This window comes from Anabaena sp. UHCC 0399 (assembly GCF_034931465.1).
Classification (GTDB): domain Bacteria; phylum Cyanobacteriota; class Cyanobacteriia; order Cyanobacteriales; family Nostocaceae; genus Trichormus; species Trichormus minutissimus.
The window spans coordinates 19,278-45,921 of sequence record NZ_JAYGGZ010000009.1 but is presented as its reverse complement, the minus strand read 5'-3'; the positions used below and the strand labels follow the sequence as shown (position 1 = coordinate 45,921).

General features: G+C 41.3%; 24 protein-coding genes and 1 pseudogene. 16 read left to right on the top strand and 9 right to left on the bottom strand.

The features are described 5' to 3' along the window. Nucleotides 1-27 precede the first annotated feature (27 nt). The 4 genes from VB693_RS29000 (at nt 28) to VB693_RS07045 (ending at nt 2,435) form a co-directional block, all read left to right on the top strand. Complete coding sequence (locus tag VB693_RS29000; protein WP_414576179.1) at nt 28-219, top strand: DUF6888 family protein; 192 nt, start codon at nt 28-30, stop codon at nt 217-219. Continuing rightward, nucleotides 216-416: a DUF6887 family protein gene (locus VB693_RS07055; protein ID WP_323265638.1), complete on the top strand. Its 201-nt coding sequence runs from the start codon at nt 216-218 to the stop codon at nt 414-416. The genes VB693_RS29000 and VB693_RS07055 overlap by 4 nt, the downstream gene beginning before the upstream one ends. Before the next feature lie 44 nt (nt 417-460). Beyond that, complete coding sequence (locus tag VB693_RS07050; protein WP_323265637.1) at nt 461-1,168, top strand: 16S rRNA (uracil(1498)-N(3))-methyltransferase; 708 nt, start codon at nt 461-463, stop codon at nt 1,166-1,168. Nucleotides 1,169-1,352: 184 nt separating this feature from the next. Next, complete coding sequence (locus tag VB693_RS07045; RefSeq protein ID WP_323265636.1) at nt 1,353-2,435, top strand: tetratricopeptide repeat protein; 1,083 nt, start codon at nt 1,353-1,355, stop codon at nt 2,433-2,435. Nucleotides 2,436-2,492: 57 nt separating this feature from the next. Here VB693_RS07045 and VB693_RS07040 read toward each other — a convergent pair whose 3' ends face one another. The 4 genes from VB693_RS07040 to VB693_RS07025 form a co-directional block, all read right to left on the bottom strand. After that, on the bottom strand, nt 2,493-2,936 hold the full coding sequence (locus VB693_RS07040; protein WP_323265635.1) for a hypothetical protein: 444 nt from the start codon (nt 2,934-2,936) through the stop codon (nt 2,493-2,495). A gap of 559 nt (nt 2,937-3,495) precedes the next feature. Beyond that, nucleotides 3,496-3,951 (bottom strand): cupin domain-containing protein, encoded by a 456-nt coding sequence (locus VB693_RS07035; RefSeq protein WP_323265634.1) that lies wholly within the window; start codon nt 3,949-3,951, stop codon nt 3,496-3,498. Between the two features lie 3 nt (nt 3,952-3,954). Further along, nucleotides 3,955-4,746 carry a cysteine hydrolase family protein gene (locus tag VB693_RS07030; RefSeq protein WP_323265633.1) on the bottom strand — a complete coding sequence of 264 codons (792 nt, stop codon included), beginning with the start codon at nt 4,744-4,746 and terminating at the stop codon, nt 3,955-3,957. 210 nt (nt 4,747-4,956) lie between these two features. After that, nucleotides 4,957-6,990 (bottom strand): serine/threonine-protein kinase, encoded by a 2,034-nt coding sequence (locus VB693_RS07025; protein WP_323265632.1) that lies wholly within the window; start codon nt 6,988-6,990, stop codon nt 4,957-4,959. 524 nt (nt 6,991-7,514) lie between these two features. Here VB693_RS07025 and VB693_RS07020 point away from each other — a divergent pair. The 3 genes from VB693_RS07020 (at nt 7,515) to thrC (ending at nt 11,755) form a co-directional block, all read left to right on the top strand. Beyond that, on the top strand, nt 7,515-8,801 hold the full coding sequence (locus VB693_RS07020) for a PPC domain-containing protein (RefSeq protein WP_323265631.1): 1,287 nt from the start codon (nt 7,515-7,517) through the stop codon (nt 8,799-8,801). 68 nt (nt 8,802-8,869) lie between these two features. Then, entirely contained in the window at nt 8,870-10,267 is a 1,398-nt protein-coding gene (locus tag VB693_RS07015) for an amidohydrolase (RefSeq protein WP_323265630.1), read from the top strand. A 399-nt stretch (nt 10,268-10,666) separates the two neighbouring features. Continuing rightward, complete coding sequence (gene thrC / locus VB693_RS07010) at nt 10,667-11,755, top strand: threonine synthase (RefSeq protein WP_323265629.1); 1,089 nt, start codon at nt 10,667-10,669, stop codon at nt 11,753-11,755. Nucleotides 11,756-11,900: 145 nt separating this feature from the next. Here the strand turns inward: thrC and VB693_RS07005 are convergent, their stop codons facing one another. Continuing rightward, nucleotides 11,901-12,638, bottom strand: a complete 738-nt coding sequence (locus VB693_RS07005; protein WP_323265628.1) for a 2-phosphosulfolactate phosphatase family protein — start codon at nt 12,636-12,638, stop codon at nt 11,901-11,903. 303 nt (nt 12,639-12,941) lie between these two features. Here VB693_RS07005 and VB693_RS07000 point away from each other — a divergent pair, with 303 nt between their 5' ends. The 3 genes from VB693_RS07000 to VB693_RS06990 all read left to right on the top strand — a co-directional run bounded on the left by VB693_RS07000 (nt 12,942) and on the right by VB693_RS06990 (nt 15,306). Further along, complete coding sequence (locus VB693_RS07000) at nt 12,942-13,361, top strand: BlaI/MecI/CopY family transcriptional regulator (protein WP_237991680.1); 420 nt, start codon at nt 12,942-12,944, stop codon at nt 13,359-13,361. Beyond that, the gene (locus tag VB693_RS06995; protein WP_323265627.1) at nt 13,361-14,224 is read left to right on the top strand and encodes a M56 family metallopeptidase; all 864 of its coding nucleotides are present in this window, start codon (nt 13,361-13,363) and stop codon (nt 14,222-14,224) included. Before VB693_RS07000 ends, VB693_RS06995 begins: the two co-directional genes overlap by 1 nt. Before the next feature lie 308 nt (nt 14,225-14,532). Further along, the gene (locus VB693_RS06990; protein WP_323265626.1) at nt 14,533-15,306 is read left to right on the top strand and encodes an MlaE family lipid ABC transporter permease subunit; all 774 of its coding nucleotides are present in this window, start codon (nt 14,533-14,535) and stop codon (nt 15,304-15,306) included. Nucleotides 15,307-15,414: 108 nt separating this feature from the next. On the opposite strand, the gene VB693_RS06985 is transcribed toward VB693_RS06990, so the two are convergent. Together VB693_RS06985 and VB693_RS06980 are read right to left on the bottom strand one after the other, a co-directional pair. Beyond that, nucleotides 15,415-17,229: an aspartate kinase gene (locus VB693_RS06985; RefSeq protein WP_323265625.1), complete on the bottom strand. Its 1,815-nt coding sequence runs from the start codon at nt 17,227-17,229 to the stop codon at nt 15,415-15,417. A gap of 127 nt (nt 17,230-17,356) precedes the next feature. Further along, nucleotides 17,357-17,929, bottom strand: coding sequence for a Uma2 family endonuclease (locus tag VB693_RS06980; RefSeq protein WP_323265624.1), 573 nt, complete (start codon nt 17,927-17,929; stop codon nt 17,357-17,359). A gap of 205 nt (nt 17,930-18,134) precedes the next feature. Between VB693_RS06980 and egtC the strand changes: the two genes are divergently transcribed. Both egtC and egtB read left to right on the top strand, forming a co-directional pair. Next, nucleotides 18,135-18,923: an ergothioneine biosynthesis protein EgtC gene (egtC, locus tag VB693_RS06975; protein ID WP_323265623.1), complete on the top strand. Its 789-nt coding sequence runs from the start codon at nt 18,135-18,137 to the stop codon at nt 18,921-18,923. After that, nucleotides 18,898-20,154: an ergothioneine biosynthesis protein EgtB gene (egtB, locus tag VB693_RS06970; RefSeq protein WP_323265622.1), complete on the top strand. Its 1,257-nt coding sequence runs from the start codon at nt 18,898-18,900 to the stop codon at nt 20,152-20,154. The genes egtC and egtB overlap by 26 nt, the downstream gene beginning before the upstream one ends. Nucleotides 20,155-20,468: 314 nt before the next feature. Here egtB and VB693_RS06965 read toward each other — a convergent pair whose 3' ends face one another. Then, complete coding sequence (locus tag VB693_RS06965) at nt 20,469-20,897, bottom strand: hypothetical protein (protein ID WP_323265621.1); 429 nt, start codon at nt 20,895-20,897, stop codon at nt 20,469-20,471. A 342-nt stretch (nt 20,898-21,239) separates the two neighbouring features. Further along, a pseudogene (locus VB693_RS06960) lies at nt 21,240-22,041 on the bottom strand (ABC transporter transmembrane domain-containing protein); the annotation flags it as partial. Nucleotides 22,042-22,158: 117 nt separating this feature from the next. Between VB693_RS06960 and VB693_RS06955 the strand changes: the two are divergent. The 4 genes from VB693_RS06955 to VB693_RS06940 all read left to right on the top strand — a co-directional run bounded on the left by VB693_RS06955 (nt 22,159) and on the right by VB693_RS06940 (nt 26,599). Continuing rightward, a complete protein-coding gene (locus tag VB693_RS06955; RefSeq protein WP_190706599.1) occupies nt 22,159-23,001 on the top strand; it encodes a prohibitin family protein in 843 nt (280 codons plus the stop codon). 87 nt (nt 23,002-23,088) lie between these two features. Beyond that, a complete protein-coding gene (locus VB693_RS06950) occupies nt 23,089-23,505 on the top strand; it encodes a DUF1824 family protein (protein ID WP_323265708.1) in 417 nt (138 codons plus the stop codon). Nucleotides 23,506-23,716: 211 nt separating this feature from the next. Next, a complete protein-coding gene (locus tag VB693_RS06945; RefSeq protein ID WP_323265620.1) occupies nt 23,717-25,657 on the top strand; it encodes an ABC-F family ATP-binding cassette domain-containing protein in 1,941 nt (646 codons plus the stop codon). A 447-nt stretch (nt 25,658-26,104) separates the two neighbouring features. Next, on the top strand, nt 26,105-26,599 hold the full coding sequence (locus VB693_RS06940) for a pentapeptide repeat-containing protein (RefSeq protein WP_323265619.1): 495 nt from the start codon (nt 26,105-26,107) through the stop codon (nt 26,597-26,599). The last annotated feature ends 45 nt before the right edge of the window (nt 26,600-26,644 follow it).

Here is a 26,644-nt window from a genome sequence, read left to right as displayed (position 1 = left end):
TTTGATTAATGTGAAAATATATTTATAGTGAAAAACCCAGTTTATCCGACTACAGAGCAGACAATAACGTGTTTTATTCTTAGCCAGAATGTTACGAGTTTATTTTTGCCGATTTTTATAGTCCGAATCGATGAACGCACTGGCAACATTTACATTCTAGCTGGAGAAGAAACAGGTATCTTGATTACACGCGATGGAAAATGGAGATACGAAGAATGACCAAACCCGACTTTGCAGCAATGAGTAAGTCCGAGTTAAAAGCTTATCTTTTAAAACATCGCAACGATAAAGAAGCTTTTCATGCCTTGATGGATAAAATTGCATCTGAACCTAATCAAACATTTTATACAGTTGAGGAAGTTGGCAAACTACAAGAACTAATCGAAGATAGAAGACGTTTACAAGGCAATAGCTAGTCTTTTTCACGGTGTTTTTGTGTGCATCGGCGGTTTAAAATCTCATGGCTCAACTACAACGAATTGCGATCGCACCTTCCCAACTCCAAGAACATCAAATTTTACTCACATCACAGCAGCAACATTACTTAAAGCGGGTGTTGCGTTTAGGTGAAGGTGAGCAATTTATTGCTATGGATGGACTGGGTAAATGGTGGTTGGCTGAGATAACTGGAGAACACGCAAAGGTTTTAAAACCGCTAATTGTTGAGACTGAGTTACCTGTAGCCATTACTTTAATCATGGCTTTACCCAAAGGTAGCGGCTTTGATGAAGTGGTACGCAGTTGTACTGAATTAGGCGTAGCCTGTATTGCTCCGGTGTTGAGCGATCGCACTTTATTAAATCCTAGTCCGCAAAAGCTGGAACGTTGGCGACGCATTGCAGCCGAAGCCGCAGAACAATCAGAGCGTGCTTTTGTCCCAACAATTTTAGAACCTGTAACATTTAAAGATGCTGTAACTAATAGCACAGCTAGTCACCGCTATATTTGTGAAGCGCGTGGTGAGTATAGCCATCTTCAAAGCGTAATTACCAAGATTGCGGGAGATGTTGTCATCGCTACGGGGCCGGAAGGAGGTTGGACAGATAGAGAAATTGAGGAAGCGATCGCCGCAGAATTTCAACCAGTATCTCTAGGTCGTCGTATCTTACGGGCAGTCACAGCACCCATAGTAGCATTATCCCTAATTTCCGCAGCTTGTGAAGTATAAATGTAGGTGATAGGGAACAGGGGACAGGGGACAGTAAAGAAGAATATCGCACTGTACTAGTCAGATTTATCTGACTTTTGCTATTAGCCAAGAACTTGATTTTTTGGCGGACTGAAAAGCTGGTGCAAGATATAACCCATCCTTAAAACCCAAACAGACTACATCTGAATTTCTTAATTTTGCCATGATTGAGCAAGTAGCGATCGCCTTTGAGCATAAAGACTATCAAACAGCAGCCAAATTACTCAAACCACTGCTAATCGAATCCCCGGATAATCCTTGGGTGGTATTTTATCTCGCCAGACTACACGAAGTTTCAGGAAAACACCGGGATGCGGAAAAAGTTTATCGGCGATTGTTGTTAATCACAACCAATAATAGGATTGTCACCCAAACACGGCAAGCTTTGCAAAGACTGCAAGAAATTCAAAAAGAAGAAAAACAACGCGCGATCGCTCAAGCCACAGCCGAACCCAGCAATACTGAACTGGGAGTATTAATATTAGAACCTCTCAGCAACGAACAAAAAACCCAACTAGCAGCCAAATTTGCCCAAATTATGCAGCTAGATCCCTACACTGCAAAGTTAATACTTCCTAGCCGCACCTGGAAGTATTACCGCACCGGGAGAATTGGCGAACTCAAGTTTTACGGGATGCAGCTACAGCAAGCTGGTATCCCTTGCTTTTGGACAACCATCAAAGCGATTGAACAAATACAAGTTTTTCAAGTGCAGTATTTCCCAGAAATGCAGTCAAAAGCTACCGTTATTTGCTCAAACCAAGCAAACCAAGTTGGTTCACTCACCTTTGATTGGTCAGAAGTCACAGCGCAAGTTCTCGGACTATTACCTATTTTTGAGGAAGTTGTAGATATAAACGCACATCGCCAACTAGAGCGCAAAATTCAAACCCAAGACTATGCTCAATTTTGTGATTTACACTTACCAGAGAGACGCTGTATTTTGCGACTGTGCGATCGCAGTTATGATTTTCAACAAGCTTTAGAAATTACCCCCTCAGCTAGTCAAAATACCATGAGAATCAACTGGAATAATTTACTAGACTTGCTGACGCAGTATCTACCACAAGTCAAACGTTGGTCAGACTTTACACCATTTGCACAGACAGTCCTAGAGCAAACAGAAATGCTGGGTAACATTCAGTCTCACATTCACCTGTTTCGCAGGGAGAAGACCTATTGGGACCCAGCATTTCATTTATATAGTGGACTGATATTTAACAAAGACATGGCAAAAGACCATTAGTATTGGTAATTAGCTCTTTTCCCCGTCCTCTAACCTGTCACCTGTCACCTTCAATACTTAGCCAGGAGTTTTTACTTGACGCGCCATGTCTAGATAAGTATTCATATTCGCGCCTGGACGACGACGACCATTTGAGCTACTAAAGGTAGGGATTAGGTACTTGGGTGCAAATGTGGTTTCAGTTGGTGTAGCGGGTTTAGTGCTAGCAGCTGGTACTGGGACTGGTGCTGGTTCAGTTGGAGCAGCTTTACCATTCTGAGAAGCTTCTTTCTTAGCTGCTTTGACAGGCGTAGGTGATGGCTCTGGTTGCGGTGCTTCTGCTGCGGCTTTTGTACCGTTGGATTTTTCTACTGCTGGTTTAGTCTTAGTCTCAGCAACTGGTGCTGAACCTGTACCAGTTTCTTCTAGTTGTAAGTAGTAGCCACCATTTTTCTTGCCAGGTAATAGCCCGGTAACGAAACTTAGGATGCCAGCGATTAGTTTTTTGATAAAACCGAACATGGGATATTTCTCCTGAATTCTATACTTGTAAAATTTGACCGCAATATTAATAATTACGTCACAATGCTACGTTTTGTGATGGTCAGCTATTTATGATCGAACTTGATTGATTTGATTTCAATCAGATGTAAAGCTACATTTACAAGAGTCTCAAGTTTTGTTTAGCCGCACTGTGCAATATGTAAACACTGAAGACTAATTATTAAATTTTACCCTAATCTAAAGCAAGATTCTGAAAGCTTGCTTAACAAAAATTAACATAGGGTTCTCTAATAGTTATCTATTGTCATCAGTAATAGTTATTTGATCAAGGGTCTTGTTGCTAGCATTGCACTCTCCTTGTACTTTGTGATAAGAATTTTTACTGGCTGGGTTAGGCAATGTTAAGATCGACTGTGCCTGCAATTGCTCTTTGACCCCGGAGAGTAATGTCAACCTGCAAGTTGCTCAGTGCATACATCATAGAGTGCGGATTGATCCTAGAACCAGTAGAGGTTGACTCAAAAAGTAAGCTTAAGAGGTATGTAACATTTTTTGCATAGTAAATAATGCTAATCTTTTAACAAGATATTAAAGTATCTAACCTTCCTAAGACTGTCATATCTTCTGCATCTAGCTCTAGTGGTGTCCCACTCCGAATTAGTTCTGCAAAATCTTCGTTAGGAACCATGATAGTTAGTGTATACAAACGAGTATTACCCGTATTTTTAATCAAATGAGTCCCGGTAGGAGGTACTAATAAACTATCTCCAGCTTTAATGGCAACTTTTTTACCATCACACATAGCGATACCTTCTCCTTTCAAGACAAAAAACATTTCTAACGCCCATTGATGGCGATTAGGTGGTGTTTGTCCACCAGGATCAAAAATTTCTACACAGCAAGTCAGAGAAGTATTAGCATTTGTGGAATCAAAGATAATTGCTAACCGATTGGTGTCATGGGGGCTGATGCGGTAGACTTGATAATCTTTGGGAGACTTAATTACAGGAATTACACAACGAGTAGATTGCATTGATTATTCTCCTCCTGTTAGATCAGGATGATTTATGGCTGTTAAAATCGCTTGTGATTCAGTCAAAAACCCAAAACATTGTTTGACGTTATATAACGTTGCTAGCCAACAATAATCGGGAGAAGTCGTAGCTGTGCAGTCTTTAATTAAAATGCAGTCGTAGCCTAAAAAATTCGCATCACAAAGTGTTGTAAGTACACATTGATCTGCATTGACACCAGCAAAAAATAACGTTGTTACTCCTAAATTCCGCAGGATGCTATCTAAAGGCGTATCCCAAAAACCACTCATGCGGTATTTATCCACACGAATATCTGCTGGTAATTGGGGGAGTTCGTCTACTACCGCCGCCGCCCAACTCCCTGCCATTAATACCTTAGCACCATTTTTCGGTAATGGATCACCCAAGCCCACACCATCGCCTGTGGGGTTGTAGACATGAAGTGAACTAGCACTGATATTGAGTAAGTCGGGACGATTTCCCCAATTTATCCAAATAACAGGCACATCAACGGCACGTAGTTCTGGGAGTAAACTATTTAAAGGTTCGATGGGTTGACGTGCAGGGGTTACATCCACGCCGATATGAGCCAACCAGCCATCAGGGTGACAGAAATCGTTTTGCATATCGATGACGAGGATGGCAGCTTTTGCCAAGTCTAGGCGCAGGGTTTTTGTTTCTGTTGATAAGATAACGGGTTGTGGGGTTTTTTGGGGACGGGTGATATCTGCGATCGCCTGATTCACCATCCAAGCATTTGGTGCAATTCCCAATGTCCGCAAAGACTGATTCATAATTTGAGTGCTGAGTTGTGTTAGCGGTAGCGCGGCGTTTAGCCGGTGCTGAGTGCTGAGTGCTGAGTGCTGAGTGCTGATGAGTTGTGGGGAGTGGGGAGTAGGGAGTAGGGAGTAGGGAGTGCTGAGTTGTTAGTACAATTAATTTTACTTTTTACTCATTACTCATTACTCATTACTCATTATTCATTACTCAGCACTCAGCACTCGTTACTCAGCACTGTATACATTTAATCCTTGCCCAATTTCATTTTGAGGTTTCTCAAATATCCGCCAAATCTCAATACCATAGTTAGCGCGACCACTAAAGAGAGTTTTTCCATTGGGATTGAATCTAATCGCTGTCACTTTGCTGGGATCTTGCTTTAAAGTGGCATTTACTTGATTTGTTCCCAGATTCCAAAGTTTTATCGTACCGTCGTAACTGCCGCTAGCCAGAGTTTTACCATTAGGAGTAAAGTCTAGGGAAACTATAGCTCCCGTATGTCCCTCCAGAATAGCGATCGCTTTTTCTGTCTCCAAATTCCACAATCTGATGGTCTTATCAACCCCAGTGCTAGCAACAATCTCTCCATTGGGACTAATCGCTACAGAAACTATCTCTTTGGTATGACCTGTTAGGGTTTTGCTTACTTTGCCTGTACTCAAATTCCATACCTTGATAGTCTTATCCCAACTGCCACTGACAAGAGTTTTACTATCTGGACTAATAGCAATAGAGTTGACTATATTAGTGTGACCTGCCAAGGTTCTAATCACTTTTTGAGTTTGCAAATCCCAGAGTTTAATTGTGCTACCTTGTCCACTGGCGAGGATCTTACCATCGCTGCTGATGGCCAAGCTAGTCACTGGCAAAGAAGCTTCCTCTAAAGTAGCAATTTGTTTTCCTTGTTGTATATTCCATAATCTAATAGTTTTATCTCGACCACCACTAGCCAAGATTGCGCCATCTGGACTGAAAACAACAGACCAAACGAAATCAGAATGTCCTTTAAGGGTATGTATTACCTCGCTTCTATCCAAATTCCACAGTTTAATAGTATTATCACTGCTACCACTGGCCAGTATTGTAGCATCAGCACTGATAGCAATGGTATTAACTTCCTCTGTATGGTCTTTGAGAGTTTTGGTAAGATAATTGTCAGCACGGGAATTGGTATTGATTGTGGGATTGGTGGAAAGATCGTTCTTACCTAAACGAAATTGCCAAGACGCTATTCCCCCTCCTATTGCTAATAGCAGAACTGAAGCAACAAGCCAATGTTTTTTGGTTTGTTTATCTATTAATTGTAAAATAGTTGATTGTGTTTGCGAAATTAGGGTTGGGGGAACTGAAACCGATAGTGGCGATCGCTGGGGAGTTAAGTCTGCAATGACGGCATCTGCTGACTGATAACGTTCATGAAAATCTACTGCTAAGAGATGATCAAGCAGTTGAGCAAATTTCTTACTCACAGGGTGTTGCACATATTCTCGCCAGGATGCAACCCAACCATAACCATTCTGTATCCACAATTGAGAAGGAGAAATTCCACTCAGCAAATGAAAGGATGTTGCGCCTAAACTATACAAATCGCTAGTTGGATAAGCCTCACCCCCCTGCATCTGCTCTATGGGGGTATAGCCTTGTGAACCAATAGTTGTACCCTTTTGAGCCTGCACTGTGACACTCAGTTGTTTTGATGCGCCAAAATCAATTAATACTAATCTGCCATCTTTTTTACGACGAATAATATTTTGTGGCTTAATATCCCGATGAATAACTCCTTGTTGATGAATAAATTTTAAGACTGGTAATAAATCAAGTAATAATTCCTTAATTTCATTTTCTTGATAAGTCAAACGCTGATTTAATTCTTGAGATAAGTTCTGACCATCGATAAATTCTTGTACTAAATATAAATTATTATCTTGTTCAAAATAGGCAAAAAGCTGGGGAATTTGGGAATTTTCTCCTAACTGTTGCAGTCGTATCGCCTCTTCTTTAAATAACTCAACAGCTTTTTTCAACGCCCAAGTACCCTGTACTCGCGGAGCAAGTTGTTTAACAACACATTGCTCATTTAGCTTATCTACATCTTCTGCCAAATAAGTTCTGCCAAACCCACCTTCATCAGATAGTAGATTAACTATCCGATAACGATTTCTAAGTAAACTTGTTAACTCTGTACCGCAAGCTTGGCAGTATTTTGTACCTTCAATATTTAGAGGATTGGGGCAATCCGGATTTATACAGCAGATCATAGGGGGATATATTTTTTATATAGGACTTTTATGGGAAGGGGACAAATAACAGGGGACAGGGGGACAGAGCAAGAAACCTTTTTTATTTTTGGTTGTGGGGGTTTCTCATGATTAGCTGAATTGAAAAAGCTGGAGAATTAGGGGAGGTTAGGGGAGAAATTTCATCGGTTCTGGTGTACCCAGTTCCTGATGGTTACTGAAGATTTTTCACAAATCATTTAATATTTTCATATACTTGATAATTTTTTGTTTAAGCTAATACGTTAATAATTATGATAGTGTATCAAATAAATTAGTATAATTTTTAGTGATGAAAGAATTTAAAAGTTTATTGTGAAAACTGAAAGTTGTTACATCTATACCTTATAGAGCTTGACAAAAAATCTATTTTATGGATTCAAATCGATGTGTCCTCTATTCAGGTATATAAGACAAGTTAGATAGGGGAAGGTACATAAAAATTTATCCCAATTGTTTTGGAAGTAGAAAGACGTAAATTCTGTTCTATATTTTAGGAGTGAGCAATGAAAAAGCAAGGCGATAAAAAAACTGCACATCAATTAAAGTCTCTGTTCATTTATGGTATGAGTTCTAGTCTCATCATATCGAGTTATATTCTGCCGATAAGTGCGGAAAATATTCAAGATAAAAGACGAGAATTTACAATTGCATCACTACCAATAGATGACCCAACTTTGAAGCAAGGAATCAATGAAATTAAAGTTCCTGACGCTCCTAAATCGCCAAAAAATGAAGCACCTATTAAACCTCCTATAAGCCCTAGCAATCAACCCAGTAACAACGTATCCAATAGTATTAATTCCAATAGCAGTAATACCTCCAGTAGTAACACTGCCAATAACAGCAGCAGTGCAAACAATCGCCCTGCCAATAACAGCAGTAGTGCGAATAATCGTCCTGCCAATAACAGCAGTAGTGCGAATAATCGTCCTGCTAATAACCGCAGTAGTGCAAACAATCGGCCTGCTAATAACAGCAGTAGTGCGAACAACCGCCCTGCTAATAACAGCAGTAATACTGGGAGTTCTAGTAGAAATAACCGAGGTAATTCGAGTAATCGCAACCCAGTAATATCTACTAATAACTCATCCAAAGAACCTACATATAGAAACATTGATTTTGTAGATATTCCATTTGGAATATTATCACCAGGGGATTTTAAATCTGATGGCAGGTATTTTCATTTTTACCGATTTGAGGGGCAAGAAAATCAAGTAATTCAACTCAGACTTACAGGGAGTGTAGATAAACGTCGCACCAACAACTTGAGTTTACAACCCTATATGTTTTTATTAGATCCCGATAATAATGTGATCTTGCGAAGGGGCAGTTCAGATAAAAGTAAAAATATTAGGGATGCTTCGATATTTGCAAAACTGCCAGCGAAAGGTAATTATACCATCGCTGTTACTAGCCAAAACCCTGGAGATATAGGTCGTTATACATTAGCATTGAGAAATGATAGAGCTAGCTACATTGAAGATGAGTTTAATCAACTAACCGATACTAGCCCAACTCTCAAAAATGGCAACTCATATAATGTCACCAAGTTAGAAGGTAAAAAAGGCCAACTCATCAGTATTCGTGCAGATAGTGTCTTTGAAGATTTTTCTCCCTTTATAGTCTTGTTGGATGCGAAAGGGAAGGTAATCTCTTCAGATAGTGATAGGGAAGGTCAATACAGCGCATTAATTGATCGAGCTAAATTACCTGATGATGGGACTTACTATGTGGTGGTATTTTCCAAAACTGCCACTAGACGTGGTAGATATCGATTAACTATTTTCTAATTTCCTTGGAAAATTGATCTAATCGTAATTTTTGAAGCCAAGGTGGAAATATGATCTGGGAGCATACCGTGAATTTTACTATTCAAAACGTATTGATTGCCGCCGATCGCAGTTACAAAACTACAGATGTGCAGATTATAGACGGTAAAATCGCGGCGATCGCACCCAATTTAGATGTAATCGGTACGGCGATTGACGGTGAGCATAAATTGTTACTCCCTGGTTTTATCAATGCTCACACCCATTCTTCTGAAAAGTGGCAACGGGGTGTGATTCCACCTTTACCTCTAGAATTATGGTTAGCACACCTATATGATTTTGCACCCCTAGACATAGAACAAGTTTATCTGAGTGCTTTGGGTACGGCTGTAGAAACTTTGATGTCTGGTGGTACGAGTGTAGTAGATCATCTGGTATTAATTCCTGGACAAGAGATAGAAACTATCACTAGTGCGGTTCGTGCTTATCAAGAAGTGGGGATACGGGCTTTCATCGCCCCTCTCATTCAAGATGAATCTCTCATGGCTGGGATACCGACGGGGGAATCAACCCAAACCCATGAACCGTTTTTTCGTTCCACAGCCGCAACTCTCGAAATCATCGAAGCCGCAATCCAACAGTTTCACCGTCCCGATGAGGGTGTGAGTATTTTAGTTGCCCCAACAGGGATACAATTGTGTAGCGATGCTTTATTTGAAGGGTGTATTGAATTAAGCGATCGCTATAATATTTGTCGTCACTCTCATTTACTCGAAACCAAAGCCCAAGAGAAACTCGCCCAAGAAAAATACGGTTGTACTGCTGTTGAACATCTTAAACGAATTGGTTACTTGAGCGATCGCACTTCCTTAGCTCATTGTGTCTGGTTGAATGATGCTGATATCGCCATCCTGGCAGAAACTCAGTCTACCGTTGTACACAATCCCCTCAGTAATCTGCGTTTAGGTAGCGGCATCGCCCCAATTTTAAAATATCAGCAAGCTGGGGTAAATGTAACTTTTGGTTGTGATGGTGCTTCTAGCAATGACTCCCAAGACTTATTAGAAGCCATCAAAATCGGTTCTATTCTGCACAACATTACAGATTTAGATTATCGCTACTGGATTACACCCCGAAAAGCCGTAGAAATGGCATCATTAGGCGGTGCAAAGGGGTTAAATATAGCAGATCAACTGGGGTCACTCACCGTTGGGAAACAAGCCGATTTAATGCTTTATGACCTCACTAATTTATCATTACTACCCCGTACAGACCCCATTGGTCTATTAGTTTTAGGTCGTCCCACCAATGTAGTAGATAGTGCATGGGTGAATGGTAAGCAAATTATTGCCAATGGTAAAGTAACGACAATTAACGTTGATGAACTGCGGCAAGAATTATTTAACCGCAGTCAGTGGACTACTAAACCCCAGTCGCCAACCGTAGCAGAAATTGAGCCTCATTATCGTACAGTAATGGGTTTGTGAAAGACCTGTTGACATCTGAGTGCTGAGTTGTGAGTGCTGAGTGCTGAGTAGTGAGTGCTGAGTAGTGAGTGCTGAGTGCTGAGTATTTGATTTTTTTTGTATTACTCCCCAGTCCCCAATCCCCAGTCCCCAGTTATTTAATTTTGAATTTTGTTAGCGCAGCGTTAGCGAGTCATCGTTCGCGCAGCGTCTCGTAGAGAGCGTCATTTTAAATTTTGAATTGACTTGTCCCCAGTTAAATAAAATCAAAATTAACTGTAAAATAGCTGTACAAAAAGAGATAATATCTGAAGTAAAAAATCTCAGAAATAAGAGAAGGACGCAAAAATATTCACCTTCTTTGCCTGAGCAATTACCAAATTCCTCCATAATATAATTTTGAAGTAAGTTTTTAAGCCCGTGACTTTAAGCTTGTCTATTGCTCAATCTCATCGCCAACCCTGGCCTGGACTCATAGAAGCCTATCGTGAGTATTTACCTGTTAGCGAAACTACGCCGATTGTCACTTTGTTAGAAGGTAATACTCCCTTGATTCCTGTGCCAGCGATCGCAGAACGCATCGGTAGACAAGTGCGGGTATTTGTCAAATATGATGGTCTAAACCCTACCGGTAGCTTCAAAGACCGGGGGATGACGATGGCAATTACTAAAGCCAAGGAAGCCGGAGCTAAGGCGGTAATTTGTGCCAGTACCGGCAATACTTCCGCCGCCGCCGCTTATGCTCGCCGTGGGGGAATGAAGGCTTTTGTGTTGATTCCTGATGGTTACGTCGCCTTGGGTAAGTTGGCGCAAGCTTTACTCTACGGTGCAGAAGTTTTGGCGATTAAAGGTAACTTTGACCGCGCCTTAGAAATTGTCCGGGAAATGGCGGAACACTATCCCATTACCTTAGTAAATTCAGTTAATCCCTACCGCTTAGAAGGGCAAAAAACCGGAGCATTTGAAGTGGTCGATGCTTTGGGGAATGCTCCCGATTGGTTGTGTATCCCCGTCGGGAATGCAGGCAACATCACAGCATACTGGATGGGTTTTTGTCAATATCATCAAGTCGGCAAATGCGATCGCCTCCCCCGGATGATGGGATTTCAAGCCGCAGGTGCAGCACCTTTAGTTAACGGTTATCCGATCACCCATCCTGAAACCATAGCCACAGCCATTCGTATTGGCAATCCCGCCAGTTGGGATAAAGCGATCGCCGCTCAATCATCCAGTCAAGGTCAATTTAAAGCCGTCACTGACGAAGAAATTCTCGACGCTTACCGACTGTTAGCTTCATCAGAAGGCATTTTCTGCGAACCGGCTAGTGCTGCTTCTGTCGCTGGTTTATTACAAGTGAAAGACCAAGTACCCACAGGCGCAACAGTCGTATGTGTCCTCACCGGTAACGGATTGAAAGACCCTGATACAGCCATCAAACACAGCCACTCCCAATTTAAACAAGGCATTGAGGCAGAATTAAGCGATGTTGCTCAGGCGATGGGCTTTTAACTCTCACCTGTCACCTGTCACCTGTAACCTGTCACCTGTCACCTGTCACCCGTCCAACTACTTATTAGCCCCTTTCTAAATTAATTCTAGAAAGGGGCTAATGTTAACAGAGCAAGAAATTTTTGCGGTTATTGATTTTGCATATTTAGATTTTACTTTTAAACACTCCTGGTTCTTGCTGTGTGGGCAGAACAGCTAAAATATCGGTTTGGGAACAATATTTCAGGTCTTCATGGCATTCCAGGCGTAACAATCGTTTACCGTGACTAGCGTGATGGAATAAACCCAATAGGTTATTTTCCCACTGGGAGTATAGAGCGATCGCACTAATAACTTCATCGTTACCAGCTAATTCTTCTGGTGGTAATTGGGATTTTTCGATGACACTATGAGCGATCGCACCTGCACAGGCTGTATCTTCCAAGGAAAAACTGCCTTCCCAACCAGAACCGACAATCCAAACTGTTTCCGGTTGCTTCTCCATCAGGTACTCTACAACTGCGGCGCGGTTAATGAAAGCGGCTGTCAGCACAGTGGCTGATTCCTCTATTCGTTTTAAAGCGCGAGTCCCATTGGTGGTACTAATAAACAAACGCCGTCCTTCCACGAGTTCAGGTGTGCAATCGAGGGGTGAATTACCTAATTCAAACCCAGGGACTTTACCACCGCCTCGTTCTCCAGCTCGCAGCCGTTTTTGTGCTGGCCATTGTTCACTCACAGAGATGAGTTGATCTAAATTGCTAAAGACTTGCACCGCTTCGCCTCCAGAAGAGAGAACAGTTGCTATAGTGCTAGTAGCTCGCAAAACATCGACTGCGATCGCGCAGTCTGGGGCTTTGTCCGTTGGAGTTAGTTCCGGGGTATGGTATACAAATAGCTTCACGCTGGGGATAAACCTGCTCTCAATAACTATTGCCGAGATTAATTCTAATTGCTCGTGATCACAATGATGACACTTAATGTCCGAGTATTTCTTAATGGTTAGGCAAGAGTATTGATTATTGTGAGTGATTGGGGATTAGGGAAAGAGAGATTTTCATTCTCTCGTCAGATATTAACGAATGATTTAAAGTTGCTAGAGTTTGCGTCTAAACCAGATATTCTAAAACAATACGGGGAAAGCTATTCCCCCAGAAATTCTAAAATTTTGACTTTTGACTTTTGACTTTTATTGTCCCCAATCCCTATGGCCCCTTTACCCGACTATCATCCTAAACAACTGTCTTTAGGCCCTTTAGAAGCAGAGATATTAAATATCATCTGGGAATTAGGTTCAGTCACCGTCAAAGATGTTCACGATCGCATTTTGGCTGACCCTAACCGCGAGTTAGCTTACACGTCTGTGACTACGGTGTTGCGTCGCCTCACCGATAAAGGTTGGCTAGTTTGTGATAAAAAAGGTAAAGCGTTCTATTGGCGGCCTTTACTGACAAAGCAGCAGGCACAGGTAATTAAAGCTCATGAACAATTACAGCGATTTCTGGCTGTAGGTAATCCTGACGTAGTAGCTGCTTTTGCTGATAGTCTGGATGAAGCAGCCAGCGAGCAAATCGAAGCGATCGCTAAACGTATTCAAGCCGCACGCCAAGCCAGGGAGGAACAATAATGCACCTAATCATGATTTTGATTACTGTGATAGTCGCAGGGATATTGCGCTGTTCTTGGACTCCTACCCTAGGTAGTTGGGATGTGCGCTGGCGGCGATCGCTATTTCTGTTTCTCTTCCCGCCTTTGCTAATTTTTATGACAGCGATCGCGGTGCTGTGTATGGGGCCGCAAGGCCAAATGGGCGGGATGTATACAGGTTGGTTGAGCTATTCTCTCGCTTTAGTTGTCCTGACTGTATTCTCTGGATTGTGCCTCACACTAGCTTACCAAGGTTGGCGATCGCTACAATCAGCCCGTGATTGTCCTGTCGTAGATTTTGAGGGTACACAAGTCAGACTCATGAACACAGAAGCTTTATTTGCAGGTCAAATTGGTTTTTGGCAACCAGAATTAGTAGTGAGTCAAGGATTATTACAAACCCTCTCTCCAGACCATGTAGAAAGCGTCTTAGCACACGAACAAGGACATCATTATTACAGAGACACGTTTTGGTTCTTCTGGCTGGGTTGGATACGTACCTGCACCGCTTGGCTACCCAACACAGAACCTTTGTGGCAAGAACTTTTAGTATTGCGAGAATTACGCGCTGATAGTTACGCTGCATCCCAAGTAGACCCTTTATTGTTGGCAGAATCTCTGTTATTAGTAGTCAGTAATGGTTCTGTATTTGCTCAATCAGACATTTGTTGTGCCGCTTTGGGTGATAGTGTAGGCGATGCCTATGGCGGCAAGCTACGCTTAGAACAGAGAATTGAAGCTTTACTAACACCACCAAAGCCAACCCCAGAAGTTAAATTACAATCTTGGCACACTTTCCTCTTAGCATTTTTGCCTCTACTAACCGTGATATTCCACACTTAATTATCAGTGATTTTTGGATAGCAGCTAAATCATTTATCATAACCAAAACCCTTGTTTATTTGCTAAACAGGGGTTTTTGCTTTAGAAGAAATGCTTAGGTAGTGAAATTAACTCTTAAAAATAAGCCTAAAAATAACAATCTCAAAATCTAGATATAATATTATTTCATTAATCAACTACCCTACTTTATTCCTGAGACAATTAAATTAGTGTAGTAGTTCAGAGCATAGATACACATAAACATTTTATAGGGAATTACGAATTACGAATTACGAATTACGAATTACGAATTAAACCGGGTGGTAAAATTGCAACCGAAAAAAAATTTAGATCAATTATGGATTGTGCGTTGTTTGGCCACGGTGCTACTTTTTGGTCAAGTCTGCCTACATTTAATCCAAGGAAAAACTTACTACCGTAAAATTCTAGAACATATGGTGACTGCGGGGCCTGCTTCCATATCTCCAGTTTTGTTAGTCAGTGTTTTTTCAGGCATGATTTTTACTATTCAAACAGCTAGAGAATTAGTAAAATTTGGTGCTGTCAGTACCGTAGGAGGTGCTTTTGCCTTAGCTTTTTGCCGGGAATTAGCCCCTATTTTGACAGCAAGTATTATTGCCGGACAAGTAGGTTCTGCGTTCGCCGCCGAAATAGGTGCAATGCGTGTCACCGAGCAAATTGATGCGCTGTATATGCTCAAGACTAACCCTATTGATTATTTAGTTTTACCAAGAGTAATTGCCTGCTGTTTGATGATGCCCATCATGATGATTTTTGCTTTAATTATGGGCATCGCTGGAGGCATTTTTGCAGCTGCACAATTTTACAAAATTCCTCCAGAAATATTTTTAGAATCAGTTAGAGACTTTCTAGACACATCAGACGTATTTACTATTTTACTGAAAGGGTTAATTTTTGGAGCTATAGTTTCTATTAACGGCTGTAGTTGGGGACTAACTACTAGAGGCGGCGCGAAAGAAGTAGGAGAATCCGCCACGACAGCAGTTGTTACTACTTGGGTAGCAATTTTTATGACAGATTTTTTCCTATCTTTATTGTTATATGAAAATCCTGCGTTGTGATTGGGCATCATTAGTTATCAGTTATCAGTCACTTGATAACTGATGACTGATTTAACTCCCTACTCTCTACTCCCTACTCAGCACTCAGCACTCAAAACTCAGCACTCACTACGCAGGTACAACAAATTTCTCGCTACCAGCCAAATCAAAAGCGGCGTGAATAACTTGCAAAGCCTGTACACCTTGTTCTTGGTCTACGACACAGCTAATTTTAATCTCTGAGGTAGCGATCATTTGAATATTAATTTGGTGTTTAGCTAACGCATCAAACATTTTGGCTGCTACACCTGGTTGTCCTACCATACCTGCACCCACAATACTAACTTTAGCGATCGCACTATCTAAAACTACATCGCCCCATCCTAAATCTGTTGCTACTTCCGTGAGTAATTTTTGGGCGGTTTCTCCATCCATCAGGGGGACTGTAAACGCTATATCTCGTCTGGCTACACCATCAATTACCCGACAGCGTTGAGATTGAATAATCATGTCTACGCTGATGTTGTGCTGTGCCAAAATACCAAACAGTTTAGCGGACATTCCCGGACGATCGGGGACTTGGCGAATCGCTAAACGGGCTTGTTTCAAGTCTAAAGCCACACCGCGCACGGGGGGATGAGAGGAAAGTAGGGAAGCAGGGGAAGCAGGAGAAGCCGGGGAGGCTACTATCTCAAAAGCTTGACATAATGCAGCCACAGCGCGATCGCCATCACTCGCATCAATTACACAACTAACTTTGACTTCGCTGGTGGAAATCATTTGGATGTTTACCCCGGCTGCGGCTAGGGTGGCGAACATCTTTGCGGCTACTCCAGGACGGCCTATCATTCCTGCGCCAGAAATACTAACTTTGGCAATGTCTTGTTCTACCATCACCTCAGCCTCGTCAGTGTTGGGGTGAGATGGATTTCGCAAAGCTGGGGCGATCGCCGAGGCTACGGCTTCGGCTCGTTTGAGTATAGGTGTTCTGACAGTGAAAGCAATGTCATTAGTATTACCTTCATGTATCGATTGAATAATTAAATCTACATCTACTTGTTGGCGGGAAATTTCGCCAAACAACTTAGCTGCTACTCCTGGTTTATCGGGTATACGCAACAAAGCCACCCTGGCTTGGTCGGTGTCAAATTCTACCGCATCTACAGGACGGGCAATTTCTAAATTAATCAGCGATCGCCCTTGATTTTGAGGAGTTGTCACCCAAGTCCCAGGGTCATCCGTCCAACTTGACCTAACTACCAGAGGTACACAGTAGTTACGGGCAATTTCCACAGCACGGGGATGTAATACTTTTGCCCCTAAACTCGCCAGTTCCAGCATTTCATTGCTAGTGATTTCATCCATTAACTGCGCTTCAGGAACTAGACGGGGGTCTGTAGTTAAAATTCCTGGTACGTCGGTATAAATTTCACAAAAGTTAGCTTGTAATGCAGCTGCTAAAGCTACCGCCGAAGTATCAGAACCACCACGTCCCAAAGTCGTAATTTCTAACTCACCATTGCTAGAAATACCTTGAAACCCAGCGACAACAACGACCTTACCATCATTAAGGTGACGCATCACTCGTTCTGTTTCAATCTGCAAAATTCGGGCGCGGGTATGTTCAGCTTCGGTAACAATTCCTACCTGTGCGCCAGTCATAGAAATCGCTGGTTGTCCAAGTTCCTGCAACGCCATACTCAGCAAAGCAATAGTCACTTGCTCCCCTGTAGACAGCAGCATATCCATTTCCCGACGGCTAGGATTAGGAGAAATGTCATTAGCTAGCTTAACGAGTCCATCGGTGGTTTTTCCCATTGCTGAAACCACTACCACCAGGGAGTTTCCTGCTTTGACAGTTTTATAAATACGCTGGGCTACAGCTTGGATGCGTTCGACTGAACCGACAGATGTACCACCGAATTTCTGAACTATAAGCGGCATAACTTTTGTTTAATCAATATCCCTACTTCTTTCTATGCTTCCCTAAACTTAGGAAGCATTGAAGCCATTAATAGTTAATTAGTTTACTAAATAATGAGCAAGAATACCTCACTTTTTTAAGAACAGGTTAACTCTCAAAAACCACATCTTCATACAGTGCAGCCATTGTCCCCTCAAAATTAACACTGTTGAGACAAAATGATTCCTGTGCTGGAGTGTATGATTGCAAAATCCAAAATCTTTGCTCATTGCGTCGGAAACACTCGACACGTTGACGCTTGGTATTAATTAGAACATACTCTTGTAAACTTTCCAAGGCTTGATAATCAGCGAATTTATCACCTCGGTCAAAAGCCTCAGTGGAATTAGATAAAACTTCCACGATTAAACAGGGAAATTTTTTATAAGTCGGTGTTTCTTGGTCGCGTTGGTCACAAGTCACCATTACATCAGGATAGTAAAAACGATTTAAAGACTCAATTCGCGCTTTCATGTCAGCAATGTAAACACGACAACCAGAACCACGGACATGAGTCCGTAAAAGCGCAAATAGATTTCCTGCAATAGTAACGTGGGGGTCACTTGCGCCGGCCATTGCGTAGATGTAGCCATCAATATATTCTTGTTTTTCTTGACTGTGTTCCTCTAGTTGCAGGTATTCTGCTGGTGTGAGGTAATTTTCTTGAGGAGAAGCAACCATGATGCTAACTTCCTTTTCTTACGCTATATCACTTGGCGATATCCTAGCATCTTTGATTTAATGGCGTTCCACCCACCGTAGGCGACGATGCTCCGCTCCACCGTAGGCGATCGCCAGACACTAACAGCACTCTGCGCTCAATTTAATGAAATTCTCAGAAATAAGGCTTATCCTATGAAAGCAATTAGGAGCAAATGCTGTCATTATGTGCCGTCTACTTGCTTATCTTGGTTCACCTATTTCTCTAGATCATCTTCTGTATAAACCAGAACACTCATTAATAGTCCAAAGTTACCAACCAAGGGAAATGACTTCTGGTTTATTAAATGCAGATGGCTTTGGTGTGGGTTGGTATCATAGCCAAAAAAATACTGATCCATTTATATATAAAAATACACTACCAATTTGGAATGATATTAATTTACCTAGTCTTAGCCGTTATGTAGAATCTAAATGTGTACTAGCTTATGTTCGCAGTGCTACACCAGGACAAGCATTAGATTTTGCTAATTGTCAGCCATTTAATCATCAACAAACCTTATTTATTCACAATGGACGCATTGAGAAATTTCGTCAAACCTTACACCGAAAAATCCGCAGCACTTTAATCCCTAATTTTTACGAACAAATCAACGGCAATACAGATTCTGAACATATTTTTGCATTATTGCTTTCTCAAATCCAATTGAACAAACATCGCCCCCCAGAGTATGCTTTACGCACAACTTTATTAGCCTTGGGAGAAATGGCAAAACGCTATCAAGTTGAAGCTTCTGCAAATACAGTTTTTAGTGATGGAAAACGCTTAATAGCCTCTCGTTTTTCAACCTCTGCACCTGCACCGTCTCTTTATTGGCTCAGAGATGATTTAACTTTCCCTAATTCTGTCATCATTGCTTCTGAACCATTATTTGCAGGTAACTGGACTGGTTGCCCAGAAAATAGCATTATCACTGTGGGAGAAGACTGTGATATCCAAGTTGAAAAAATCTAGCGTCAAAGATTCTATTACTGTTGCTTTAGATGAATGTCGTACCAAAACCTTAACATTATTTGCGGGGATGAATGCAGCAACATTCTGCAATCAACCTCATCCTGATTTTAGTCCTGTGGGTTGGCATTTGGGACATATTGCCTATATAGAATCTTTATGGATACTAGAACATAGTGCAGGTAGTCCTTGTTTATTTCCGCACTACCGTCAGTTGTTTGCAGCTGATGGTTTACCCAAATCTCAGCGAGTTAATCTACCCAAACTAGATGAAACTCTTGATTACTTGGACACAGTAAGAAAAAATGTGTTGAAATACCTAGAAGTTGCAGATATAGAACCCCAAGAACGCCTCTGGCGTTTTCTAATTCAGCATGAAAGTCAACACTGTGAAATCATGACTATGGTGCTGGAGTTATTTAATAGTCAGCGTTTAAGCGTGACACTTCCCTCATCTTCTTCTTTTCAGCCTGAGATGATAGAAATTCCAGCCGGGGAATTTGAGTTAGGAAGTGACTCAATGGATGCAATGGATAATGAAATTCCTGCTCGCAAAGTCTATTTAGATACTTACTGGATTGACCGCTATCCGGTGACTTGTGGACAATATCGCCTATTTATAGAGGCTGGAGGATATCAAAATTCTCAGTATTGGTCAGTGGGAGGGTGGCAATGGTTACAAAACGAGCAGGTAACACAACCACTTTATTGGATAGAAGCTCAAAGTTATGAGCATCATCCAGTTTATGGTGTGAGTTGGTATGAAGCCGAAGCATACGCAAACTTTGTGGGAAAGCGTCTACCCACAGAAGCCGAGTGGGAAAAAGCAGCTAGTTGGGATGTTCAAACTAACCGTCGGCGCACCTATCCTTGGGGCGATGATTTACCAACACATAAATATTGTAATTGCAATGGGCTAGACCCAATTAGAGGCGATGCTTTCATCAACTATACAACCCCAGTCAATACCTACCCAGCCGGGCAAAGTGCCTATGGTTTATATGATACTCTCGGTAATGTTTGGGAATGGACAGCTTCTTGGTTTTCTGGGTATGAGGGTTTCCAAAGTTTCCCATATAAAGGTTATTCCCAAGCTTACTTTGACAACCAGCACCGTGTTTTAAAAGGAGGTAGTTGGGCAACCCGTCCCTGGGTACTACGTCCTAGTTTCCGCAATTGGTATCATCCAGGTGTAAGGCAAATTTTCGCAGGCTTCCGTTGTGTAACTAGTTGAGTGCTGGTGAGTGCTGAGTGCTGAGTTGTGAGTTGTGAGTGCTGTTAGCGGTAGCGCGGCGTTTAGCCGGTGCTGAGTTGCTTCTCTGTAAGAGTATGCAGTCCTGAGCAAAGCCTTCGCGCCAGCGTTCCCGTAGGGTAGGAACTGGAATGTAAGCACAAAGCGCAGGTTTAGATTCTTTCCTCTGGAACGCTTTGCGTTAAGCGTTCGCGGTAGCGTGCTGTTCGGCTTTAGCTATGCCGCAGGCTTTACCTTATGCTCCGCTCCTGTCAGAATGACATTTTTACTTTGAATTTTGAATTTTGAAACATCCTCTACATAACAATCGCTTCAGTCATGCGCTGTTCTAGTAAATCTAATAAACCATCAACATCCTTTCCCATTTGTTCAAAACAAACTTCTGGTGCTGGTTCTGGTGCAAACTGAATTAACTTAACTTCACCCTTACCAATCCCAATCATTAACACTTCTACTTCTGGTTGATGATGCTCAATAATGCCGATTAATTCTTGAAGCCTATTCTCAACATTATTATTTAATTTCTCCACCGCTTCTTGAGGACAATAAACAAAATGTGGTGTTGGTTGTAAATCAATACCAATAGTACCTTGTTTATCACCATTTTCTAACCACAACCCCCAAGCAAGTGCCGCCAACTCTTGCTGATGTTCTTTCACAAACCTATCCAACTGGCTACGCCACTTGTTGTCCCCTGATTCCGGCTGATTACTACCAAACATCATAATTAATTCGTAATTCGTAATTCGTAATTCGTAATTTTATCTACTACTGTGTCAAGTTAGTTTTGACGTTTCGTAGTAAGGACTTTAGTCCTGATTTTTTTAAGGACTAAAGTCCTTACTACAAAAAAAGCTTATCCATCAATTAAAACTTGATGACCTACTACCTTGTCTCTGCGCCATTCTGCGAGTTCCGCTTTAGCGGTACTAGCATAAATCCCACCAACAGTTAACAACTCTTTATATAAATACAATCAGCATTGCGAATTATGGAAAGACGATGAGCGATCACCTAATTGCTGCCTCAGTTTCATTATCCACCAAAAAGACTCAGGAACGATCAGCACCTACTGACATCTTACCTACGACGGTTTTCATGCCACGAAATGGCAGTAATGCTGTGAAGCCTGTTAGAATAGGCATCCTAATGAAAGGAATAAAAGCCGTAGACAGTGCGTGCGATCAGCTACGCTGGGCGTAACGCGATCGCTTTAGTGTTACTTTGGCGATAAACATAACTGTATTGCCCTAACCGCTTGACTTCATACTCTTGTGCCGTGAAACTTTTAATCGTAGTGATGCCACTCAGGTTATTAGACAGACATAAATGTCCGTTGAGTCAACCCACTTTTTCGCGCACATCGGCGTAACGAGGTGCAAATGATTTTTGACATACCACTAAACCCAAGAGAATCAATGGCATCGATAAGATAGCCATCCAAGCTACCCTGGGAGTTAAGACAAAGAATGCACCGCTAATGACTACAATAGTTGTGGTTACTTGGATAATATTGTGAGCTTCCCACATCCAAAAAACGCTCTAGTTAGTTAACATCATCACTAATAGACATGAATCCCTCTGTCCTGTGTTTTTCAAAATAAGCTAACTCCAATCCCTGTAGGTGTTTATATGTGTCTAAACGTAGGTTATGCTGTATGTTCTGTGCCCAGTTATGCCAGAACAACTTATAGCGATACTCAAAAAATGACTCTATTATCCAAGTGATAACCATAAGCAGGGAAAACCCAACTGAGCAATGATAGAATCCTGCTGCTTAACTACCACATCCACCGCAATACTAATTAAAGCTGGTGGAGCTAAGTCAAAAATTTTATTCACAACCGAACAATCAGCCGCCAACAAGATTTGTTGACGGTAGTTGTGTTCATAGTCAGAAAATACTGAATGCTAAACGCCCCGCTACCACTAACAACATCGGCTAAACGCCCCGTTCGCTAACAGCACTCACAAGGAGATAGCAACTTGAAAAATCAACAAATAGGGAATTGGCAAACCACAGTTTTAGGAATTGTCTTAGCCATAATTGTGATTATTGGGTTAAATTCTTTTATTATTATCAACCCAGGACAAGCAGGAGTAATCAGTATTTTAGGTAAAGCTAGGGATGGTGCTTTAAGAGAAGGTATTCACTTGAAACCGCCTTTGATTTCAGTGATAGACGTATATGATTTAACTGTCCAAAAATTTGAAGTCCCTGCCGAAAGTTCTACGAAAGATTTGCAGAATTTAACAGCTAGGTTTGCGATTAACTTTCGGATTGATCCGATTCAAGTAGTAGAAGTGAGAAGAAAACAAGGAACTCTAGAAAATATTGTTTCCAAAATTATCGCGCCCCAAACCCAAGAATCATTCAAAATTGCCGCCGCGAGAAGAACAGTAGAAGAAGCCATTACCAAACGGAGCGAACTCAAGGAAGACTTTGATAATGCTCTAGGCGATCGCCTAGATAAGTATGGGATAATTGTATTAGATACAAGCGTCATTGATCTAACTTTCTCTCCTGAATTTGCCAAAGCCGTAGAAGAAAAACAAATTGCAGAACAACGCGCTCAAAGAGCCGTCTATGTAGCACGAGAAGCCGAGCAAGAAGCCCAATCAGATATTAACCGTGCCAAAGGTAGAGCCGAAGCTCAAAGACTCTTAGCCGAAACCCTCAAAGCTCAAGGGGGACAATTAGTGCTACAAAAAGAAGCAATTGAAGCTTGGAGAAATGGCGGCTCGCAAATGCCCAAAGTATTAGTTATGGGTGGTGAATCCCAAAGTAATGTTCCCTTTATTTTTAATCTTGGTAATACCCAAGACTGACTATAATTTGCCTAATCATACATAACGCACTTTCGGTTATCTCTACCTCATACACACAACAAAAATCAATAACCCATGAAACAATCTATGCCAATGCCCAATCACCCCAACCTCACAACCACAGAAGCCAAAAAAATCCTCAATAAATTTAACTGTCTAGATATCGCACCCATTCTTAAACCGTCAGAAAAAGAATTGGTACGCCAAGCATTGATTCTGTTCACCAAACTTTCTGATTATCAAATACTAGGAATTTGTGCTGACACAGCCGCAGAAGGACTACTAGCCATGAAAACATACTCTCATGCTTTGGGTTATGAAGTACCCATTGATTTACCTGTAGTAGAAGGGCCAGTTTATATCAAATTAAATGGTAAAAATGGCTTATGTTACCTCGATTCCTATGCAGGACATCATCGTGGTGTATTAGTCTCTTGTCAGTCTTATGAAGAAGGAGGCATCAACGAAATGTATGGACATCTACCCTTGGACTTATTTGTCTAAAATTAGGCAAAAATATGAGGTCCGTTAAAATAAATAAATGCACCTCATATTTACTCACCTAAATTCTTAGTATATACTCCAAACTTCTCTCTGCAACTCTGCGCCACCCTGCGGGTTCTGCGAAGCGGTACTGCGTGAGATGCAAGCAAAATATCCATTCACGCCCAAACACCAAATCAGCAATAAATTCAACGGTTTCTTTTAAAATTCTATGAGTATCATCACCCTACAATCAATTAAAAAAGACTTTGGAATTAAAGAAATTTTAAAAGATGCCAGCTTTAGTTTAGATGCTACTGACAAAGTGGGTTTAATTGGCACAAATGGTTCTGGTAAATCAACCTTATTAAAAATGATTGCTGGACTAGAATCAGTTGATAGTGGTCAAATTAGTTGTAACTCTGGTTCTAAAATAATTTACTTACCCCAACAGCCAAACTTAGATGAAAACCGCACAGTGTTAGAGCAGATTTTTGCTGACAGTGGCGAACAAATGGACTTGGTAAAAGAGTATGAAGAAATCTCTGATAAACTAGCTCACTATCCAGAAGATAATCAGTTAATGTCCCGCCTTTCTGTTGTCATGCAGCGCATGGACGAAACTGGCGCATGGGAATTAGAAACCAACGCTAAAATTATCCTGACTAAGTTAGGAATTGTTGATTTTGATGCAATCATTGGGACTTTATCCGGAGGCTATCGTAAACGGATTGCCTTAGCAACTGCTTTACTCGCAAATCCCGATGTATTATTGATGGATGAGCCAACCAACCATCTTGATGCTTTATCTGTAGAATGGTTACAAAGTTATCTTAATCGCTTTCGGGGCGCACTGTTTTTAATTACCCACGATCGCTACTTTTTAGATCAAGTCACCAATCGCATCATTGAAATTGACAGAGGTGATATTTACACCTACGCAGGTAATTATTCATATTACCTCGAAAAGAAAGCTTTAGCAGAAGAATCAGCTATTAGCACCCAACGTAAACATCAGGGTGTATTACGCCGAGAATTGGAATGGTTGAAAAAGGGGCCAAAAGCGCGTAGCACTAAACAAAAAGCGCGGATTCAACGCGTTCACGCCATGCGCGAAACTGAGTTTAAACAAATTCAGGGTAAGGTAGATATTTCCACCGTAGGCCGTCGCATTGGCAAAAAAGTTATTGAACTCAATAATATTTCTAAATCCTATAATGGGCGTACCCTGATTCATGACTTTACCTATGAATTTAGCCCTGAAGATAGGCTGGGAATCATCGGCGGTAATGGTGCAGGTAAGTCCACATTAATGAATATAATTACTGGACGGGTAGAGCCAGATCAGGGTAGTGTAGAAATTGGTTCTACCATTCACATCGGTTATTTTGATCAGCATTCTGAAGAATTACTCTCAGCTTTAGATGAAAATCAGCGCGTGATTGACTACATTAAAGAAGAAGGGGAATTTGTCAAAATCGCCGATGGCACTAAAATTACAGCTTCTCAAATGTTAGAACGGTTTCTGTTTCCGGGAAATCAACAATATGCTCCCATTCACAAACTATCTGGCGGTGAAAAGCGACGATTATTTCTGTTGCGAATCCTCATTAGTGCGCCGAACGTGCTAATTTTAGACGAACCAACCAATGATTTGGATGTACAGACATTGGCAGTATTAGAGGAATACCTAGAAGATTTTAGCGGTTGTGTCATTGTAGTTTCCCACGATCGCTACTTTTTAGATCGCACTGTCGATACAATATTCGCATTAGAAGCAGATGGAAACCTGCGCTCATATCCAGGTAATTACTCGGTTTATCTTGACTATAAGAAAGCTGAAGAAGCACAACAAAACACCACCAACAATAAAGAAAAAACAAAAAATTCTGAAGAATCAAAAGTTACATCCCAAACTAAAGATGTAGAGAATAAAAAGCGACGCAGGTTATCTAATTGGGAAAAACGGGAATTTGAGCAGCTAGAAGGCAAAATTGCTCAGTTAGAGTCCGAAAAAGTCACTGCTGAACAAGCACTAGTTAAAGTCTCTCCCGGTAATTATACCCAAGTCCAACAACTCTACGACCAAGTAGAGATGCTCAAACAAGCGATTGATAACGCTACCGAACGCTGGTTAGAATTAGCTGAGATCGAGTCTTCGGAGAATGGGTGAGAGTCAAATGAACGCTCTAAAGCAAAATTTACTACCAATCTTGGCATTGAATGATGCACAATGTAACCATATCTGTCAAGTAAATCGTGATTTAGACATGGAGCGTACATATGAGGGGAGATTGATTACTATACCGCCCACAGACAGGATAGAAATTAGATTTCTGGACTCTATGGCTGGAAAAACCTCAAATGACACAGACGCTACTTGGAAAAAATGTGAACCTGGGGATAGTTAGACTATATTGTCTGGGAATTACCAAGAGGAACTAATTCTTTAACAATTCTGCAACTGAGTTTACCAAAAGTTTGCCGTAGTTATGAAAGTCAGATGTTACCCTTTGTCTGAGTGGAGATTTGACTGCATTCTCATGTTACTTTTGTTCATCTGGCTATAGATAACTTTAGCCGTGCATCCGATAGTTAGATATAGTGCCAAGTAATGATCATGATCAATCATCATACTCAAGACCTCCGCTCGAATGCCATTCACTTTTTAGAGCAGACTCCGCCACAACGTCTACAGATTCTCCAAGAATTAGGCTTAGGACGCTACCAGTTTTTGACTAAAATTCGTCTTAATGATGCCAACATCAATTGTGTGATGGAATTTTTGCAAACTCCTAGTCAAGTCAAATTCCCTAATTTATCTGGGGCTGATTTATCGGGGTTGATTTTAAATGAGGTGAATTTAATTCGGGGTAATTTAACAGGGGCAAACTTACAAGGTAGCAGTTTATTAAATGCCGATCTCATTTTTGTCAATTTTACCAAAGCTGACTTGAGAAAAGCCGATTTAAGAGGGGCAGCACTCAATCAAACTATTTGGCTAGATACACTAGTAGATGAGTGTCAGCTTGGCTTAGGTAATGGCTTGACAAAGCAGCAACGTAAAGATTTACAACTGCGTGGGGCTAGGTTTAACTATTTGGCAGATGATTAATTAAAATCCCAAAAATTATCAGATTGCTAGATTCATACTGGCTCG

Excerpts from the sequence above, each read along its gene's own strand:
- VB693_RS07055 (WP_323265638.1), top strand. The coding sequence starts at position 216 with ATGACCAAACCCGACTTTGCAGCAATGAGTAAGTCCGAGTTAAAAGCT.
- VB693_RS07020 (WP_323265631.1), top strand. The coding sequence starts at position 7,515 with ATGAAAAAGCAAGGCGATAAAAAAACTGCACATCAATTAAAGTCTCTG.
- VB693_RS07035 (WP_323265634.1), bottom strand. The coding sequence starts at position 3,951 with ATGCAATCTACTCGTTGTGTAATTCCTGTAATTAAGTCTCCCAAAGAT.
- VB693_RS06980 (WP_323265624.1), bottom strand. The coding sequence starts at position 17,929 with ATGGTTGCTTCTCCTCAAGAAAATTACCTCACACCAGCAGAATACCTG.
- VB693_RS06985 (WP_323265625.1), bottom strand. The coding sequence starts at position 17,229 with ATGCCGCTTATAGTTCAGAAATTCGGTGGTACATCTGTCGGTTCAGTC.
- egtC (WP_323265623.1), top strand. The coding sequence starts at position 18,135 with ATGTGCCGTCTACTTGCTTATCTTGGTTCACCTATTTCTCTAGATCAT.
- VB693_RS06945 (WP_323265620.1), top strand. The coding sequence starts at position 23,717 with ATGAGTATCATCACCCTACAATCAATTAAAAAAGACTTTGGAATTAAA.
- VB693_RS06940 (WP_323265619.1), top strand. The coding sequence starts at position 26,105 with ATGATCAATCATCATACTCAAGACCTCCGCTCGAATGCCATTCACTTT.
- VB693_RS07025 (WP_323265632.1), bottom strand. The coding sequence starts at position 6,990 with ATGATCTGCTGTATAAATCCGGATTGCCCCAATCCTCTAAATATTGAA.
- VB693_RS07000 (WP_237991680.1), top strand. The coding sequence starts at position 12,942 with ATGGCCCCTTTACCCGACTATCATCCTAAACAACTGTCTTTAGGCCCT.
- VB693_RS06950 (WP_323265708.1), top strand. The coding sequence starts at position 23,089 with ATGCCAATGCCCAATCACCCCAACCTCACAACCACAGAAGCCAAAAAA.
- VB693_RS07045 (WP_323265636.1), top strand. The coding sequence starts at position 1,353 with ATGATTGAGCAAGTAGCGATCGCCTTTGAGCATAAAGACTATCAAACA.
- VB693_RS07030 (WP_323265633.1), bottom strand. The coding sequence starts at position 4,746 with ATGAATCAGTCTTTGCGGACATTGGGAATTGCACCAAATGCTTGGATG.
- VB693_RS06995 (WP_323265627.1), top strand. The coding sequence starts at position 13,361 with ATGCACCTAATCATGATTTTGATTACTGTGATAGTCGCAGGGATATTG.
- VB693_RS07050 (WP_323265637.1), top strand. The coding sequence starts at position 461 with ATGGCTCAACTACAACGAATTGCGATCGCACCTTCCCAACTCCAAGAA.
- VB693_RS07040 (WP_323265635.1), bottom strand. The coding sequence starts at position 2,936 with ATGTTCGGTTTTATCAAAAAACTAATCGCTGGCATCCTAAGTTTCGTT.
- VB693_RS06965 (WP_323265621.1), bottom strand. The coding sequence starts at position 20,897 with ATGATGTTTGGTAGTAATCAGCCGGAATCAGGGGACAACAAGTGGCGT.